Genomic DNA, 14,551 nt, shown 5'->3' with positions numbered 1-14,551 from the left:
CCCATGGCAACGCTTGAAATCCGCGACCTGCACGTGACCGTCGAGGTCGAGAACGGCACCAAGGAAATCCTCAAGGGTGTCGACCTGACCGTGAAGCAGGGCGAGACGCACGCCATCATGGGCCCGAACGGCTCCGGCAAGTCGACCCTCGCCTACTCCATCGCGGGCCACCCCAAGTACACGATCACGCAGGGCACCGTCACCCTCGACGGCGAGGACGTCCTGGCGATGGAGGTCGACGAGCGTGCCCGCGCGGGCATGTTCCTCGCCATGCAGTACCCCGTCGAGGTCCCCGGCGTCTCCGTCTCCAACTTCCTGCGCACGTCGGCGACGGCGATCCGCGGCGAGGCCCCCAAGCTGCGCACCTGGGTGAAGGAGGTCAAGGAGTCGATGGCCGGGCTCCAGATGGACCCGTCCTTCGCCGAGCGCAACGTGAACGAGGGCTTCTCCGGCGGTGAGAAGAAGCGCCACGAGATCCTGCAGATGGAGCTCCTCAAGCCGAAGATCGCGATCCTCGACGAGACCGACTCCGGCCTGGACGTCGACGCGCTGCGCGTCGTCTCCGAGGGCGTCAACCGCGTCCGGGACACCGGCGAGGTGGGCACCCTGCTCATCACCCACTACACGCGCATCCTGCGCTACATCAAGCCCGACTTCGTCCACGTGTTCGCGAACGGGCGCATCGCCGAGTCCGGTGGCCCCGAGCTCGCCGACAAGCTGGAGAACGAGGGCTACGAGGCTTACGTGAAGGGAGGCGCGTCCGCGTGACAGCGCTGCCGGGCCTCCTCGACACCGAGGCGCTCCGCAAGGACTTCCCCATCCTGGAGCGCTCGCTCCACGACGGCAAGAAGCTGGTCTACCTGGACAACGCGGCGACTTCGCAGACGCCGCGCCAGGTCATCGACGTAGTCAGCGAGTACTACGAACAGCACAACGCCAACGTCCACCGCGGCGTGCACGTCCTCGCCGAGGAGGCCACGGCGCTGTACGAGGGCGCCCGTGACAAGGTCGCCGCGTTCATCAACGCGCCGAGCCGCGACGAGGTGATCTTCACCAAGAACGCCTCGGAGTCGCTCAACCTCGTGGCCAACATGCTCGGCTGGGCCGACGAGCCCTACCGCGTTGACCACGAGACCGAGATCGTCATCACGGAGATGGAGCACCACTCCAACATCGTGCCGTGGCAGCTGCTCTCGCAGCGCACGGGCGCGAAGCTGAAGTGGTTCGGCCTCACCGACGACGGCCGTCTCGACCTGTCCAACATCGACGAGGTCATCACGGAGAAGACGAAGATCGTCTCCTTCGTCCTGGTGTCGAACATCCTGGGCACGGTCAACCCGGTCGAGGCGATCGTGCGCCGCGCCCAGGAGGTCGGGGCCCTGGTCCTGATCGACGCCTCCCAGGCCGCGCCGCACATGCCCCTGGACGTGCAGGCCCTGCAGGCCGACTTCGTGGCCTTCACCGGCCACAAGATGTGCGGTCCGACGGGCATCGGCGTGCTGTGGGGCCGCCAGGAGCTCCTGGAGGACCTGCCTCCGTTCCTCGGCGGCGGCGAGATGATCGAGACGGTGTCCATGCACTCCTCGACCTACGCCCCGGCGCCGCACAAGTTCGAGGCGGGTACGCCCCCGATCGCGCAGGCCGTCGGCCTCGGCGCGGCCGTGGACTACCTCACGGCCATCGGCATGGACAAGATCGAGCGGCACGAGCACGCGATCACCGAGTACGCGGTGAAGCGCCTGCTCGAGGTCCCGGACCTGAAGATCATCGGCCCGTCCACGGCCGAGGACCGGGGCGCCGCGATCTCCTTCACGCTCGGCGACATCCACCCGCACGACGTGGGCCAGGTCCTCGACGAGCAGGGCATCGCGGTCCGGGTCGGCCACCACTGCGCCCGTCCCGTCTGCCTGCGCTACGGAATTCCCGCGACCACGCGAGCGTCGTTCTATCTGTACTCCACGCCCGGCGAGATCGACGCGCTTGTCGACGGCCTGGAGCACGTACGGAACTTCTTCGGCTGAGGGGCTGGCTCGGAGTGAAGCTGGATTCGATGTACCAGGACGTGATCCTGGACCACTACAAGCACCCGCACGGGCGCGGTCTGCGCGACGGCGACGCCGAGGTGCACCACGTCAACCCGACGTGCGGCGACGAGATCACGCTGCGCGTCAAGTACGAGGGCTCGCGCATCGCCGACGTGTCGTACGAGGGCCAGGGCTGCTCCATCAGCCAGGCCAGCGCGTCGGTCCTGAACGAGCTGCTCGTCGGCAAGGACCTCGCCGAGGCCCAGAAGATCCAGGCGGTGTTCCTGGAGCTGATGCAGTCCAAGGGCAAGCTGGAGCCGGACGACGCGATGGAGGAGGTCCTGGAGGACGCGGTCGCGTTCGCCGGGGTCTCCAAGTACCCCGCGCGCGTCAAGTGTGCTCTGCTGAGCTGGATGGCGTGGAAGGACGCGACGGCGCAGGCCCTGGGCGCCGGCGTGGACGCTGAGAGGAAGAGCGCATGAGCGAGAACGAGACCCTTACTACGAAGCCCGCTTCCGAGGAAGAGGTCCGCGAGGCGCTGTACGACGTCGTGGACCCCGAGCTGGGCATCGACGTCGTCAACCTGGGCCTGATCTACGGCATCCACGTCGACGACGCCAACATCGCCACCATCGACATGACGCTCACGTCGGCGGCCTGCCCGCTGACCGACGTCATCGAGGACCAGGCGAAGTCCGCGACGGACGGCATCGTCAACGAGCTCCGGATCAACTGGGTCTGGATGCCGCCGTGGGGCCCGGACAAGATCACCGACGACGGCCGCGAGCAGCTGCGGGCGCTCGGGTTCAACGTCTGAGTTCCCCGCCCGAGCGGTCCCGCTCCCGGGCTTGCGAGGCCCCCTGCGCCCTGTGGCGCGGGGGGCCTCGCCGCGTTCGGCGGCTCCTGCTTGTGTACAGGCGTACGCAACGATATGTACACTCGTACGCATGGGATACGGACTGCTGGCCGCGGCCATCGCGGCGGAGGTGGCCGGGACTACGGCCATGAAGTACAGCGAGGGGTTCAGCAAGCTGTGGCCCTCGCTGGTCACCGTGGTGGGGTACGTGCTGGCCTTCGCGTTGCTGGCGCAGACCCTGAAGACGCTGTCGGTGGGGACCGCGTACGCGATCTGGGCGGGGATCGGCACCGCCGCCGTGGCCGCCATCGGCATGGTGTTCCTGGGGGAGTCGACGAACCTGGTGAAGCTCGGCGGGATCGCCCTCGTGATCGCGGGCGTCGTCGTGCTGAATCTGGGCGGGGCCCACTGATGGCTCGCCGCTACGACCCCGAGCGGCGGCAGCGGATCATCGACGCGGCGCTGCGGGTCGCGGGCGAGAAGGGGATCGCGGGCCTCAGTCACCGGTCCGTCGCGGCCGAGGCCGATGTGCCGCTGGGCTCGACGACGTACCACTTCAAGACCCTCGACGACCTGCTGGTGGCGGCCCTGCGGCAGTCCAACGAAGGGTTCGCGCAGCTCGTGCGGGAGCGCGGGGTGCTCCAGGACCCGCACTCCGACCTCGCGGCCGAGCTCGCGGCCCTCCTCGGGGAGTGGGCCGCCCGCGGGCGCGAGGGTCTTGAGCTGGAGTACGAGCTGTATCTGGCCGCGCTGCGCCGCCCCGCGCTGCGGCCGGTGGCCGCCGAGTGGTGCGAGGGGGTCGGCGACGCGCTGCGCGGGCGCACCGACCCCGCCACCGCGCGGGGGCTGATCGCGCTCATGGACGGCATCTGCCTTCAGGCGCTGCTCACGGGCGGCGAGTACGACGAGGCGTACACCCGCGAGATGCTCGGCCGGGTCCTGGTCAACTCCCGGACGCCCGAAGGCGGGTGACCGCCCGCAGGGCCTCGTCGACGCTCGCCGTGACGTCCGTGACGGGGTACTGCACATGGCGCACCACCCGCTCGGCGTCCACGACCAGGGTCAGCCGCTTGAGGCGGCTCACGCCCGCCGCGCGGAACGTGGGCAGGCGCAGCGCCGCCGTCAGGGCCAGGTCCGCGTCCGACAGGAGCGGGAAGCGCAGGCCCTCCTTGGCGGCGAACGCCCGCTGCTCGTCGGGGCGTTGCGTCGACACGCCGCGCACGGCGGCGCCCGCCGCGGTGAACTCGGCGAGCCGGTCGCGATAGGTGCAGGACTCCAGGGTGCAGCCCGGCGCGCCGGGGATCGCCGACCAGCCGGGCGGATAGGCGTCCTTGCGGGCGTAGGCGCCCGGGAAGCAGTACAGGACGGTGTGCGCCGCGTCCGCCACCGGGTCGCGGGGATCGCCGTCGGCGGAGCCCAGCCGGAGCTCCGGTACGCGCGTGCCGAGGAGTTCGTGCACGCGCAGGGCCTCCTGCGAGGCCTGCGTCGGTGTCGTCGCTGTCATCTCTCCCTCTCCGAGGACCCAGGTGTCTCCCCAGTCCTGAAGGGCGATCAGGACCGGCAGCAGGGCGCGCCCGCGCGGCGTGAGGCGGTACTCGTGACGCGGCGGGCGGTCCTGGTACGGCACTCGGGTCAGCACGTCCGCGTCCACCAGGAGCCGCAGGCGCTCGGCGAGCACCTTGCGGGACAGGCCGAGTTCGCGCTGGAGCTCGTCGAAGCGGTGCACCCCGCGGGCCGTGTCGCGCACGATCAGCAGGGTCCACCAGTCGCCGACGACGTCCAGGGCCTGCGCGATGGCGCAGTGGGCGTCGCCGAGGCTCGTCCGCCGTGGCATGTCCCTCACACTCTCCCGGGGTCGGTGGGGCGTTGACCCGGAGCTTCGCATGCTGCCATAGTCCGTTCCCAAAAGGAACTCACTGTTCAGGGCAGGGGAGGCGACGCATGCCACGCGCGCTGCGTGACGTACCGAGGACCGTCTGGCTGCTCGCCGCCGGCCAGTTCCTCAACATGGTCGTGGCCTTCACCTTCGTGTACTTCTTCGTGTACCTGACGCACGAGCGCGGCCTCTCCGTCGCCCAGGCCGGACTGATCAGCGGCATCGGCGGGGCCGGGCAGGTCGCGGGGAACTTCACCGGCGGCTGGTTCGGCGACAGGTACGGGCACCGGCGCGTGCTGCTCGTCGGGTCGCTCGTCAGCGGCGTCGGAGTGCTCGCGCTGCCCGCCCTGCCGCTCGCCCTCCTGTACGTCGTGCCGGGCCTCGGCCAGTACGCGGGCGGCTGTGTGCGGGCCGCCAACGGCGCGCTCGTCGCCGTGACCGTGCCGGAGGGGGCGCGGCGGCAGGGCTTCGCGGTGATGCGGTTCGCGGCCAACGCGGGCTTCACCGCGGGACCGCCGCTCGGCGCCCTGCTCATCGCCCACTTCTCGTACGCCGTCCTGTTCGTCGTCGACGGGGTCGGCACGCTCGTCTTCGCCGTGTACGCCGCGCGCGTGCTGCCCGCGCGCGGGGCCGGGGCCGCGAACACCCCGGAGCCGGGAGGTCCCGGGGTGTTCGCGTCGCTGCGGCGGCGGCCCACCGTCGTCGCGCTGCTCGCCGCGATCCTCGTGACCGACCTCGTCTATCGGCAGCAGTACGTGACGCTGCCCGTCGACCTCGACCGGCACGGGCTCGGCACCGGCTTCTACGGCTGGCTCCTCGCGATCAACGGCGGGCTCATCCTGCTCCTGGAGCTGCCGGTGACGCTCGCGCTGCGCGGGTGGCGGCCGCTGCGGATCGTGGGGAGCGGGGTACTGCTCGTGGGGGCGGGGTACGGGGTGCTTGCGCTCGGCGTCGGCGCGGGGACCGCCGTCGCGATGATGGCGCTGCTCACGGCGGGGGAGATCCTCTACAAGACCACGGCCACGGCGTACGTCGCGGACAGCGCGCCCGCGCACGTGCAGGGGCGGTTCCAGAGCCTGTACTCCGGGGTCTCGGTGAGCGGGGTGGTGCTCGCGGGGCCGCTCGGCGGGGCGCTGTACGGGGTGGCGCCGGGGGCGCTGTGGCCGGTGTGCGCGGGTCTGGCAGGGCTTGCGGGGGTGCTGTTGCTGGGCACGGGGTGGCGCGCGGCCCCGGCCGACGGCCCCGCCCGGCCCGCGGGACGGCGGCCCGCGGCGAGCGCGAAGAGTGCCAGTTAGCGTCCGCGGGCCCGGCCCGGTTAGGTTTTCACCCATGACCGATACGACTGCTTCCCGCACCACCGGCGCCGTGGGCGCCGGGCTCGCCACCATCGCCGCCGACGGCACCGTGCTCGACACCTGGTTCCCCGCCCCCGAGCTCGTCGACGAGCCGGGCCCGGCCGGGAGCGAGCGGCTGAGCGCCGAGCGTGCCGTGGAGCTGCTCGGCGAAGGTGCCGCGAAGGCGATCGGCCCCGACGCCCGCCGCGGTGTGGAGGTCGTCGCCGTCCGTACGGTCATCGCGTCGCTCGACGAGAAGCCGCTGGACGCGCACGACGTCTATCTGCGTCTGCACCTGCTCAGCCACCGCCTGATCAAGCCGCACGGCGCGAACCTGGACGGCATGTTCGGCTTCCTGGCCAACGTCGCCTGGACCTCGCTCGGCCCGGTCGCCGTCGACGACCTGGAGAAGGTGCGCCTGAACGCCCGCGCCGAGGGTCTGCACCTGGCGGTGACGAGCGTCGACAAGTTCCCGCGCATGACGGACTACGTCGCCCCCAAGGGCGTGCGCATCGGCGACGCCGACCGCGTCCGGCTCGGCGCGCACCTCGCCGAGGGCACCACCGTGATGCACGAGGGCTTCGTGAACTTCAACGCGGGCACGCTGGGCACCTCGATGGTCGAGGGCCGGATCTCCGCCGGTGTCGTCGTCGGCGACGGCTCCGACATCGGCGGCGGCGCGTCCACCATGGGCACCCTGTCCGGCGGCGGCAACGTCCGCATCGTCATCGGCGAGCGCTGCCTGATCGGCGCCGAGGCCGGCGTCGGCATCGCCCTCGGCGACGAGTGCGTCGTCGAGGCGGGTCTGTACGTCACGGCCGGTACGCGCGTGACCATGCCCGACGGCCAGATCGTCAAGGCCCGTGAGCTGTCCGGCGCCTCGAACATCCTCTTCCGCCGCAACTCGGTCACCGGTGCGGTGGAGGCGCGGCCGAACAACGCGGTGTGGGGCGGTCTGAACGAGGTGCTGCACAGCCACAACTAGCACCACCCGCCCGCGTGGGGCGTCGTCCCGGCCGACCGGGACGACGCCCCACGCGCGTATGCTGCGCGAAACCGAGGGGAGATCCACATGAACACAACGGGAACGAAGGCGCTGGCCGCAGGGGGTGCGGCGGTCGTCGTGCTGATCGCCGGGTGCGGGCAGGGCGTGGCCAAGGACGCGGCCGCGAGCGCGGGCACGAAGCCCAAGGGGAGTCACAGCTATAAGCTCCAGCACACCGACATCCACTATGGCGGCCCCAAGAATCGCTTCGAGTCGCAGCTGAAGCTCCCGGACGGCCGCCGCGTGGCCATGCACTACCTGGACAAGAAGGGTCTGTACGTCCAGGACTACAGCCCCAAGGAACGCGGCTGGTCCAAGCCGAAGAACATCTACCGCACCAAGACCGACGTCTGCCAGGGCATCACGCTCAAGCACCGCGCCGGCACGGTCGCCGCGATCGCCGACTGGGCGCTGTACTGCTACGACGGCGAGCCCCCGCAGGAGTCGCTCGCCGCCGTCTCCACCGGCCGTCTGACGAAGTGGGACCGCCACCTCACCAGGAGCTTCGACGGCTGGGCCAAGGCCGACATCACCAAGAACGGCAAGCAGGTCACGTTCAAGTACAACTCGGACCGGCTGAAGTGGACCAAGGCGAAGGGCTTCCCCAAGAACCCGCTCTCGGACTGAAGCCCGGTCACCGCACCCGCCCCCGGACCCGCGTCGCAGCACAGGCATAGCGACGCGGGTCCACGCACGTCATCCACAGCAGAGGGGGCAGCGAGGCCGCCGGAGAAGAGAAGGTGACGATGGATGCCGAAAGCCAGGAACGCTTCCGGGAGTTCGTGGAGAGCAGGTCCGGCGCCCTGCTGAGGACCGCCGTCCTGCTCAGCGGCGGCGACCGGCACGCGGCGGAGGACCTGCTGCAGAACGCCCTGGTGAAGGTCGCCGACCGGTGGAGCAGGGTCGACGAGCCGGAGGCGTACGTACGGCAGGTCCTCTACCGGCAGCAGGTCGGCCGGTGGCGGCTGAAGTGGCCGCGCCGCGAGGTGGCCGTCGCCGAGCCGCCGGAGCGGCCGGGCGACGGCGGGGAGGGCGCCGCCGAACTGCGCGTCGTGATGCGCGGCGCGCTCGCCCGGCTCACCCCGCGCCAGCGCACCGTGCTCGTCCTGCGGTACTTCGAGGACCTGCCGGAGGCCAACGTGGCCCGGATCCTCGGCTGTTCCGTCGGCACGGTCCGCAGCACCACGCACCGTTCGCTCGCCCGGCTGCGCACACTCGCGCCCGAGCTGGCGGCGCTCGGCCGGGCACCCGCCGAGACCGCGCCGCCCCGTGGCATCTCACCTGTGGAGGTACGTCCGTGAACGTAGAGCAGCTGGTGCGCGAGGCGCTCCAGGAAGAGGCCGCGGCGGGCGGCACGGCACGGGGCGACCTCGCCGACCGCGTCCTGACCGCCCGGCGCCGCCGCAACCGGCGCGGCATCGCCGGAGCCGTCGCCGTGACGGCGGCCCTGGTCGCCGCGGCCGTGACGGTGCCGGAGCTTGGCGGTGACGCGGAGGCCGCGAGCCCGGCCAGCGCGTCGATCAACGGGGACGTGGTGGCGCACCCCGACCAGTCGCCGCCGCGCGACATGATCGCGGCCGGGAACACCGCCGTGTCCGGCTACTTCACCGGCCGCGCGGTCAAGCAGCCGGACGGCAAGGAGCTGTTCAGCCGCTACTACACCGTGCTCGACCAGAAGACGGGCAAGTACAAGGCCCTCGACACGAAGTGGGCCTGGGTCGACGTGGCCCCCGGGATGCGCACCGCCGCCGTCCTGGAGGGCGAACTGCCCGCCCGGCGCATCGGCATGCTCGACCTCATGACCGGGAAGGTGGAGCGCTGGATCCGCACGGACCGCCCGGTCGCGGGCGTCGAGTGGTCCCCGGACGGCAAGCGCCTCGTGGCGACCGCCTACAGCAAGAACCCCGACCGCATCGACCGCCCGCAAGCCAACCGCACCGGCTTCTACCTCGTCGACGCGGCCTCGGGCGAGGTCGGCCCCTTCCGGACGCTGCGGCAGCCGTCGTCGGGCAAGTGGGGCTACGACGGCAACTCGCGTGAGGACGTCGGCTGGAGCCACGACGGCACCAAACTCTACGTCGAGCGGCTCAAGCCCAGCAACGGCAAGTCCGACAACCGGGCCTGGTACACCACGTCCGGCGCGAAGACGGCCCCGCCCGCCGGGGAGCGGTTCGGCGGCTTGTCCGAGGCCGGTCTGTCGCCCGACGGGAAGCTCGTCGCGGTCAACGGCGACTCCGGCGGCTCGCCGCTCGTGAACCCGAAGACCGGCAAGAAGGTCGGCCTCGTCCCCGGCATGCAGCCGCTCGCCTGGGCCGACAGCAAGCGCCTCATCACCATCGGCTGCGACCCGAAGAAGTGCAGCGGCAAGAACGAGTTCCGCAACCAGCTGCTGCTGGTCACCGTCGGCAGCAAGAAGGCCGTGCCGCTGAGCGGCTTCCGCAAGGCGTCCGCCGACTACCTCGGGCGCTGGGTGCCGCTGACCGCCGCCCGCTGATCCGTCAGCCCCTCGCGCGCCGCCCGCGGCCCGCCGACCGCAGCACGGTCGGCGGGCCGCTTCCCTCCGCACGGGTGCCAACTCGCCCCGGAATGCGTCACCATGGCGGAAGCCAGGCGAACACGTCAGTCGCGTACCGCGTGTACAGGAGGCAGCATGAGGCTGGGCAAAGCACTCGCCACCGGAATCGCCGAGGAAGAGCCCCGCGGGAGCGCGGCTCCCGACGAAGAGAGCCCCGAACTCGTCCTCGACGCCGAAGAGCTGGAAGCGGCCGTCGCGCGAGAGGCGCCCGTCGGCCGATGAGTCCCCGGCTTCCCGAGGAACGCCCGAAGGAGCCGCCGACCGGATACAAGATCGCCCACCCGATGCTGTCCCACGACGGCACCCGGGCCGCCTTCACCGGCATCTCCCTGGGCGGCAGCCTGCCCTACGGCGTGCTCGACGAGGCCCGCTGCGCCTACGGCCGACGGCACCGGGCGCCGCACCGGCGCTGCGACTGCGGCTTCCACTGCGTGCACGCGCGCGCCGAGGCCGAGGGGCTGCTGTGCACCGCCGAGCACCGGTCGGCCGCCCTGCTGCGGGTGGCGGTGCTCGGCGCGTACATCCGCTTCGAACGGGGCTTCCGGTACGCGCGCCAGCGGGTCCGCGCGCTGACCGTGCAGCCCTGCGACTGCGGCGCGGCCGCCACCGGCCTCGCCGACGCGGGCTGGGGCAGGCCCGGCTGGCGCGCCCTCGAAGGGGTGTGCGGCCGGTGCGGGCGCGGCGGCGGCCGCGCGGCGGTGACCCTGGCCCGGTTCGCGGCAGCGGCGGGCGAGGGGCTGCGGGTGACCGCGGCCCCCGCGGTTCCCGGAGCGGTTCCTGCGGGCCTCGGCCTGCCCGAGCTGGCCGCCGAGGCGGCGCTGCTCCAGGCCCGGCTCGACTGGTTCCAGAGCGAGCTGGGGAGGCTGCGGAACCCGGACTAGACCGCCCGCGGGACCGGCCCGTGCGGCGCCCGGGCGCCGGTGGGGCGGACCGTGGCCGGAGTGCGCCGAGGGGTGTCGACGCCTCGTTGACGGAGCACCGGACTCCGCAGGACCCTCGGGCCATGACCTCGCATCCGTACGCGCGGTACGTCGCCGTCGGAGACAGCCGTACCGAAGGGCTCGGCGACGGTGACGAACACCGCGGCTACCGTGGCTGGGCCGACCGGCTCGCGGAGCTCCTCGCCGTCGGCCACCCGGACTTCTCGTACGCCAACCTCGCGGTGCGCGGCCGCGTCACGGAGCAGGTGAAGGACGAGCAGCTCGGACCCGCCCTGGCCCTGAAGCCGGACCTCGCCACCGTCGTGGCCGGGGTCGACGACCTGGTCGGGCCCGGCTACGACGCGGCCCGCACGGCGCGCGCCATGGAGGAGATGTTCGCCGAACTCACCGGGGCGGGCGCGTGCGTGGCCACCGTGACCATCCCCGACATCGGCCGCATCGCCCCGCTCGCCCGCCGCGCGCAGCCCCGCGTGATGGACCTCAACGCCCGCATCCGCGCGGCCGCCGACCGGCACGGCGTCGTCGTGCTCGACCTGTTCCCGCAGCGGATCACGGCCGATCCGCGGCTGTGGAGCCGCGACCGGATGCACGCGAGCCCGCTCGGCCACGCCCTGATCGCCGCGGGCGTCGCCGACGCGCTCGGCGTCCCCGGGTACGCGGACTGGGCCCGCCCGCTGCCGCCGCTCGCCCCGGTCTCCGCGCTCGGCGGCGCGGCCCAGGAGGTGCGGTGGCTCGCGGGCGCGGCGGGGCCGTGGGTGCGGCGGCGGGCCCGGCGGTGGCGCCTGCCGCGGAACGACGGGCACACCGCGAAGCGGCCCGGGCTCGACGTGGTGACGCTGTCGGAACGGGCTTGACCTCAACCTTGGTTCACCTTGGAACGTGGGACGTGCACGCCGCGCAAAGCGCGCCGTGCACCCCTACTGACCTCGGAGGACTCCGATGACGCAGCGCCTGACCACGCCGCCCGCCCCGCTCACCGGGGACGCCGGTCTGACCTTCTTCAGCACCTGGCGCGTCGGTACGCCCGAGCGGCAGCGGGCCACCGTCGACGCGATCGCCCGCGCCTGGGAGAGCCGGGAGTGGCCGCACGAGGGGCTGTTGTCGTACAGCGTGTACGAGGGCGTCGACGGCGACACCCTGATGCACCACTCGCAGTGGCGCGACGAGCAGGCCTACCAGGACTTCTTCGCGCGGGGGCGCGACGAGCGGAACGCGGAGATCGACGCGGCGGTGCCGGGGATCGTGCGGGTGGGGCTGACGAAGACCAGCCATTACCGGAGCGTGGGTCCGGGGGCGGGTGGCGGGGCCGTGCCGGAGGGCTTCACGACGGTCGAGGCCTCCTTCGAGGGGGAGGGCCTCGACCGTCGGCGGGCCTGGGCGGACGCCTCGCTGGCCGCCCTGGTGGATGTCCCCGGCTTGGTCGCGGCCCACGCCCACTTGAGCACGGACGGGACGCGTGGGCTCACGTATGCGGCGTGGGCCGGGGACGGCGTGGCTGTGGATGGCACCGTGAAGCGGTACCGGTTCGCTTTCGGTGTGGGGCCCCGCTGAGGTCCGTGGGGGGGTGTGCCCACCCGTTCCGCCCTCTGGGCGGACCAGCTGCCCACAGCGAGGCTCCGTAGCGTGTTACGGCTTGAAGCGGATGATCTGGGGGTCGTGGTCGCTGTTCTGGGTGGCGAACTCGGCGTTGATGTGGACGCTGTCGTAGGCGAAGCGGCCGACGCCGGGGCTGACCAGGATCTGGTCGAGGACCTGGGAGTTGCCCTGGTAGACGTAGGAGTAGCGCTCGGCGCGCGGCAGGGACTTGATGCCGGCGCGCAGGGCGCCGCCCGCCTCCAGGGCCTTGGTGGCCGGGGAGAACTCGAAGTCGTTGATGTCGCCGAGGACCACGACGTCCGCGTTCCGCTCGGTCGCGCGGACCTTGCGCACGAAGGTGTTGACCGCCGTGGCCTGCTTCACCCGCTGGACCTCGGAGGACCGGGACGGCGGCTGGTGGTGGGAGGCCAGGGACTCGTCGCCGCCCTTGGACGCGAAGTGGTTGGCGATCACGAAGACGGTCCTGCCGCGGAAGGTGAACTCGCCCGCGAGCGGCTTGCGGCTGTTGGTCCACGCCTCGTTCGCCGGGTCGATCCGGCCGGGCGAGTGGGTGAGGGCCGCGTGCTTGCCCTGGCGCACGACGTCCGTCGGCGTGGCCGCGCCGCCGCCGTCGCGGTCGGTGAACGACACGCGCTCGGGGTTGTAGAGGAACACCTGGCGGATGTTGCCGCCGGGCTCGCCGCCGTCCTTGTTGTTCTCCGGGTCGACCGAGCGCCACGCGTAGCGCGGGCCGCCCGCCGCGGCGATGGCGTCCGTGAACTTCTTCAGGGTCTGGTCGGCGGCCACCGTGCCGTCGTTCTTCGCGCCGTTGTTGTCCTGGATCTCTTCCAGGGCCACGATGTCGGGCGAGGCGAGGTTGGTGACGACGGCCTGGGCGAGCGCGTCGAACTTGGCCTGCGGGTCGCCCGGGTCCAGGTTCTCCACGTTGTACGTGGCCACGGCGAGCTCGCGCTCGCGCTGCGGCCGGGTCCGCTCCCGCTCCAGGCCCTTGCCCACGACCTCGCCGAGGGAGCGCGCGGTGAGCGTGTACCCGCCGAACTGGTTGAAGTCCAGCGGGCCCTCGGTGGTCCCGGTCAGGACGTCCCCGACGTCCGCCTTCGGGAACGGCCGCTCGGAGACCGGCGCCAGCTGCTGGATCTGGAGTCGCCCGGTGTTCTGCGCCTCGTACGAGCCGTAGCGCGCGCCCCCGCGCCGGGTGGTGTTCTCGTGCGGCTTCACGGTCACCCACAGCTCGTTGTACGGGTCGCTCGCGCCGACCACACGCGAGGAGCCGACGCGTACGTTCATGCCCTCGAGGGACTCGTAGAGGTCCAGGGCGTACGAGCGGGGCCGAAGCGGCAGCTTGTTGACGCTGTTGCCGTCGGCCGGGTCGCCGGCGGGCGCGTACGCGGACGGCACCGACTTGGCGCTGATCGTGACGGGGGCCGGCAGCGCGTTGCCGGACGACTCGACGGTCACGGTCGGCCTGGTGATCTGCGTGAGGGACTGGTTGCCGGAGTTCGCGCCGCCGGGCACGTACTCGGTGACCGTGCCGGAGACGCGGACCGCGTCGCCCGCCTTCACCGTCGGCGTCGCGCCGGTGTAGACGAAGACGCCCTCGCTGGTCGCGCGGTCGCCGTCCGCCTTCGGGTCCTGGATCCAGAAGCCCTTCGAGCCGTACGTCCGTACTCCGGTGACGATGCCCGGCACGTCGCCGACCTGCTGCCCCGCGAGCGGCGAGAGGCGGGTGCTGCCCTGGATGTCGTGCACGCGCACCTCGGCGCCGTCCGGCGAGGCCGTGGAGGAGGCCGCCGAGCTGGTCGCGGCGAGCAGACCGGCGGCGAGGGCGGTGGCGACGACCGTGCTCACGGCGGCGGTTCTGGGCATGCGGGATCGGGATATGTGGGACATCGAGGACTCCGGAAATCGGGGATGAGGGGCAGAGGGACACACGGCTCGGGGAGGTGGCGCTCTACGCGCGTCAATCTCCGGTGTGAGCAGGCGAGTTGTCAAGGCTGGAAGGGTGTCGTGGAGCTGTACGTCTTCTGGCAGGGACATGAACTGAGGCAAAGAGGGGCAAGCGCGGAACGCCGCGGGCGGGGTGCCCCGCAGGGGCGCGCCCCGTAGGGGCGCGGGGCTGTGACATCTGCGGCTCCGCCGCGTGGGCGCGACCAGCCACGACGAACTCGCAGACGAGGGATGGCGGAGACCTGGGTGGAGTGCCCTGTAGGGGCGCGGGGAACTGCGCGACCGGCCACGATGCACCCGCAGGCGACGGACGGGCTGATACCCGGCGGGGCACGGGCGGAGGCCCGGGGGTGGGGG

Annotated in this window: 17 protein-coding genes; 15 read left to right on the top strand and 2 right to left on the bottom strand. The window is 72.2% G+C overall.

Translation table 11 applies throughout. The features are described 5' to 3' along the window. The first annotated feature begins 3 nt into the window (after nt 1–3). From sufC to IG74_RS0138860, 6 genes are all read left to right on the top strand, one after another. Nucleotides 4–768, top strand: coding sequence for a Fe-S cluster assembly ATPase SufC (gene sufC, locus IG74_RS0138885; protein WP_030687197.1), 765 nt, complete (start codon nt 4–6; stop codon nt 766–768). Next, a complete protein-coding gene (locus tag IG74_RS0138880) occupies nt 765–2,021 on the top strand; it encodes a cysteine desulfurase (RefSeq protein WP_030687195.1) in 1,257 nt (418 codons plus the stop codon). Before sufC ends, IG74_RS0138880 begins: the two co-directional genes overlap by 4 nt. Nucleotides 2,022–2,035: 14 nt before the next feature. Beyond that, entirely contained in the window at nt 2,036–2,506 is a 471-nt protein-coding gene (sufU, locus tag IG74_RS0138875; RefSeq protein WP_030687193.1) for a Fe-S cluster assembly sulfur transfer protein SufU, read from the top strand. Beyond that, nucleotides 2,503–2,841: a metal-sulfur cluster assembly factor gene (locus tag IG74_RS0138870; protein WP_030687191.1), complete on the top strand. Its 339-nt coding sequence runs from the start codon at nt 2,503–2,505 to the stop codon at nt 2,839–2,841. Before sufU ends, IG74_RS0138870 begins: the two co-directional genes overlap by 4 nt. Before the next feature lie 130 nt (nt 2,842–2,971). Next, nucleotides 2,972–3,292, top strand: a complete 321-nt coding sequence (locus IG74_RS0138865) for a DMT family transporter (protein ID WP_030687188.1) — start codon at nt 2,972–2,974, stop codon at nt 3,290–3,292. After that, the gene (locus IG74_RS0138860) at nt 3,292–3,852 is read left to right on the top strand and encodes a TetR/AcrR family transcriptional regulator (RefSeq protein ID WP_030687185.1); all 561 of its coding nucleotides are present in this window, start codon (nt 3,292–3,294) and stop codon (nt 3,850–3,852) included. The genes IG74_RS0138865 and IG74_RS0138860 overlap by 1 nt, the downstream gene beginning before the upstream one ends. Here IG74_RS0138860 and IG74_RS0138855 read toward each other — a convergent pair. Beyond that, nucleotides 3,824–4,714 (bottom strand): winged helix-turn-helix transcriptional regulator, encoded by an 891-nt coding sequence (locus tag IG74_RS0138855; RefSeq protein WP_030687184.1) that lies wholly within the window; start codon nt 4,712–4,714, stop codon nt 3,824–3,826. The two genes, IG74_RS0138860 and IG74_RS0138855, sit on opposite strands and share 29 nt — an antisense overlap. 107 nt (nt 4,715–4,821) lie before the next feature. On the opposite strand from IG74_RS0138855, the gene IG74_RS0138850 reads away from it, so the two are divergent. The 9 genes from IG74_RS0138850 to IG74_RS0138810 all read left to right on the top strand — a co-directional run bounded on the left by IG74_RS0138850 (nt 4,822) and on the right by IG74_RS0138810 (nt 12,202). Then, nucleotides 4,822–6,051 (top strand): MFS transporter, encoded by a 1,230-nt coding sequence (locus IG74_RS0138850; RefSeq protein WP_030687182.1) that lies wholly within the window; start codon nt 4,822–4,824, stop codon nt 6,049–6,051. Nucleotides 6,052–6,085: 34 nt separating this feature from the next. Next, complete coding sequence (gene dapD / locus IG74_RS0138845; RefSeq protein ID WP_030687180.1) at nt 6,086–7,075, top strand: 2,3,4,5-tetrahydropyridine-2,6-dicarboxylate N-succinyltransferase; 990 nt, start codon at nt 6,086–6,088, stop codon at nt 7,073–7,075. Nucleotides 7,076–7,162: 87 nt separating this feature from the next. Next, entirely contained in the window at nt 7,163–7,762 is a 600-nt protein-coding gene (locus tag IG74_RS0138840; RefSeq protein ID WP_234334594.1) for a hypothetical protein, read from the top strand. A 119-nt stretch (nt 7,763–7,881) separates the two neighbouring features. Continuing rightward, nucleotides 7,882–8,436, top strand: coding sequence for a SigE family RNA polymerase sigma factor (locus IG74_RS0138835; protein ID WP_030687177.1), 555 nt, complete (start codon nt 7,882–7,884; stop codon nt 8,434–8,436). Then, nucleotides 8,433–9,629: a TolB family protein gene (locus IG74_RS0138830; protein ID WP_030687174.1), complete on the top strand. Its 1,197-nt coding sequence runs from the start codon at nt 8,433–8,435 to the stop codon at nt 9,627–9,629. Before IG74_RS0138835 ends, IG74_RS0138830 begins: the two co-directional genes overlap by 4 nt. A gap of 156 nt (nt 9,630–9,785) precedes the next feature. Further along, complete coding sequence (locus tag IG74_RS52935) at nt 9,786–9,932, top strand: hypothetical protein (RefSeq protein WP_199818953.1); 147 nt, start codon at nt 9,786–9,788, stop codon at nt 9,930–9,932. After that, nucleotides 9,929–10,591 (top strand): hypothetical protein, encoded by a 663-nt coding sequence (locus IG74_RS0138820; RefSeq protein WP_030687172.1) that lies wholly within the window; start codon nt 9,929–9,931, stop codon nt 10,589–10,591. The genes IG74_RS52935 and IG74_RS0138820 overlap by 4 nt, the downstream gene beginning before the upstream one ends. A gap of 122 nt (nt 10,592–10,713) precedes the next feature. Further along, complete coding sequence (locus IG74_RS0138815; RefSeq protein ID WP_030687170.1) at nt 10,714–11,505, top strand: SGNH/GDSL hydrolase family protein; 792 nt, start codon at nt 10,714–10,716, stop codon at nt 11,503–11,505. Between the two features lie 85 nt (nt 11,506–11,590). Further along, nucleotides 11,591–12,202, top strand: a complete 612-nt coding sequence (locus IG74_RS0138810; RefSeq protein WP_078869443.1) for an antibiotic biosynthesis monooxygenase — start codon at nt 11,591–11,593, stop codon at nt 12,200–12,202. A gap of 75 nt (nt 12,203–12,277) precedes the next feature. Here the strand turns inward: IG74_RS0138810 and IG74_RS0138805 are convergent, their stop codons facing one another. Further along, on the bottom strand, nt 12,278–14,113 hold the full coding sequence (locus tag IG74_RS0138805; RefSeq protein ID WP_234334593.1) for an endonuclease/exonuclease/phosphatase family protein: 1,836 nt from the start codon (nt 14,111–14,113) through the stop codon (nt 12,278–12,280). Nucleotides 14,114–14,551: the final 438 nt, after the last annotated feature.

This window comes from Streptomyces sp. NRRL B-1347 (genome assembly GCF_000720325.1).
In the GTDB taxonomy this organism is placed as follows: domain Bacteria; phylum Actinomycetota; class Actinomycetes; order Streptomycetales; family Streptomycetaceae; genus Streptomyces.
The sequence above is the reverse complement of the archived record's forward strand: the minus strand, read 5'-3'. Positions and strand labels throughout refer to the sequence as shown.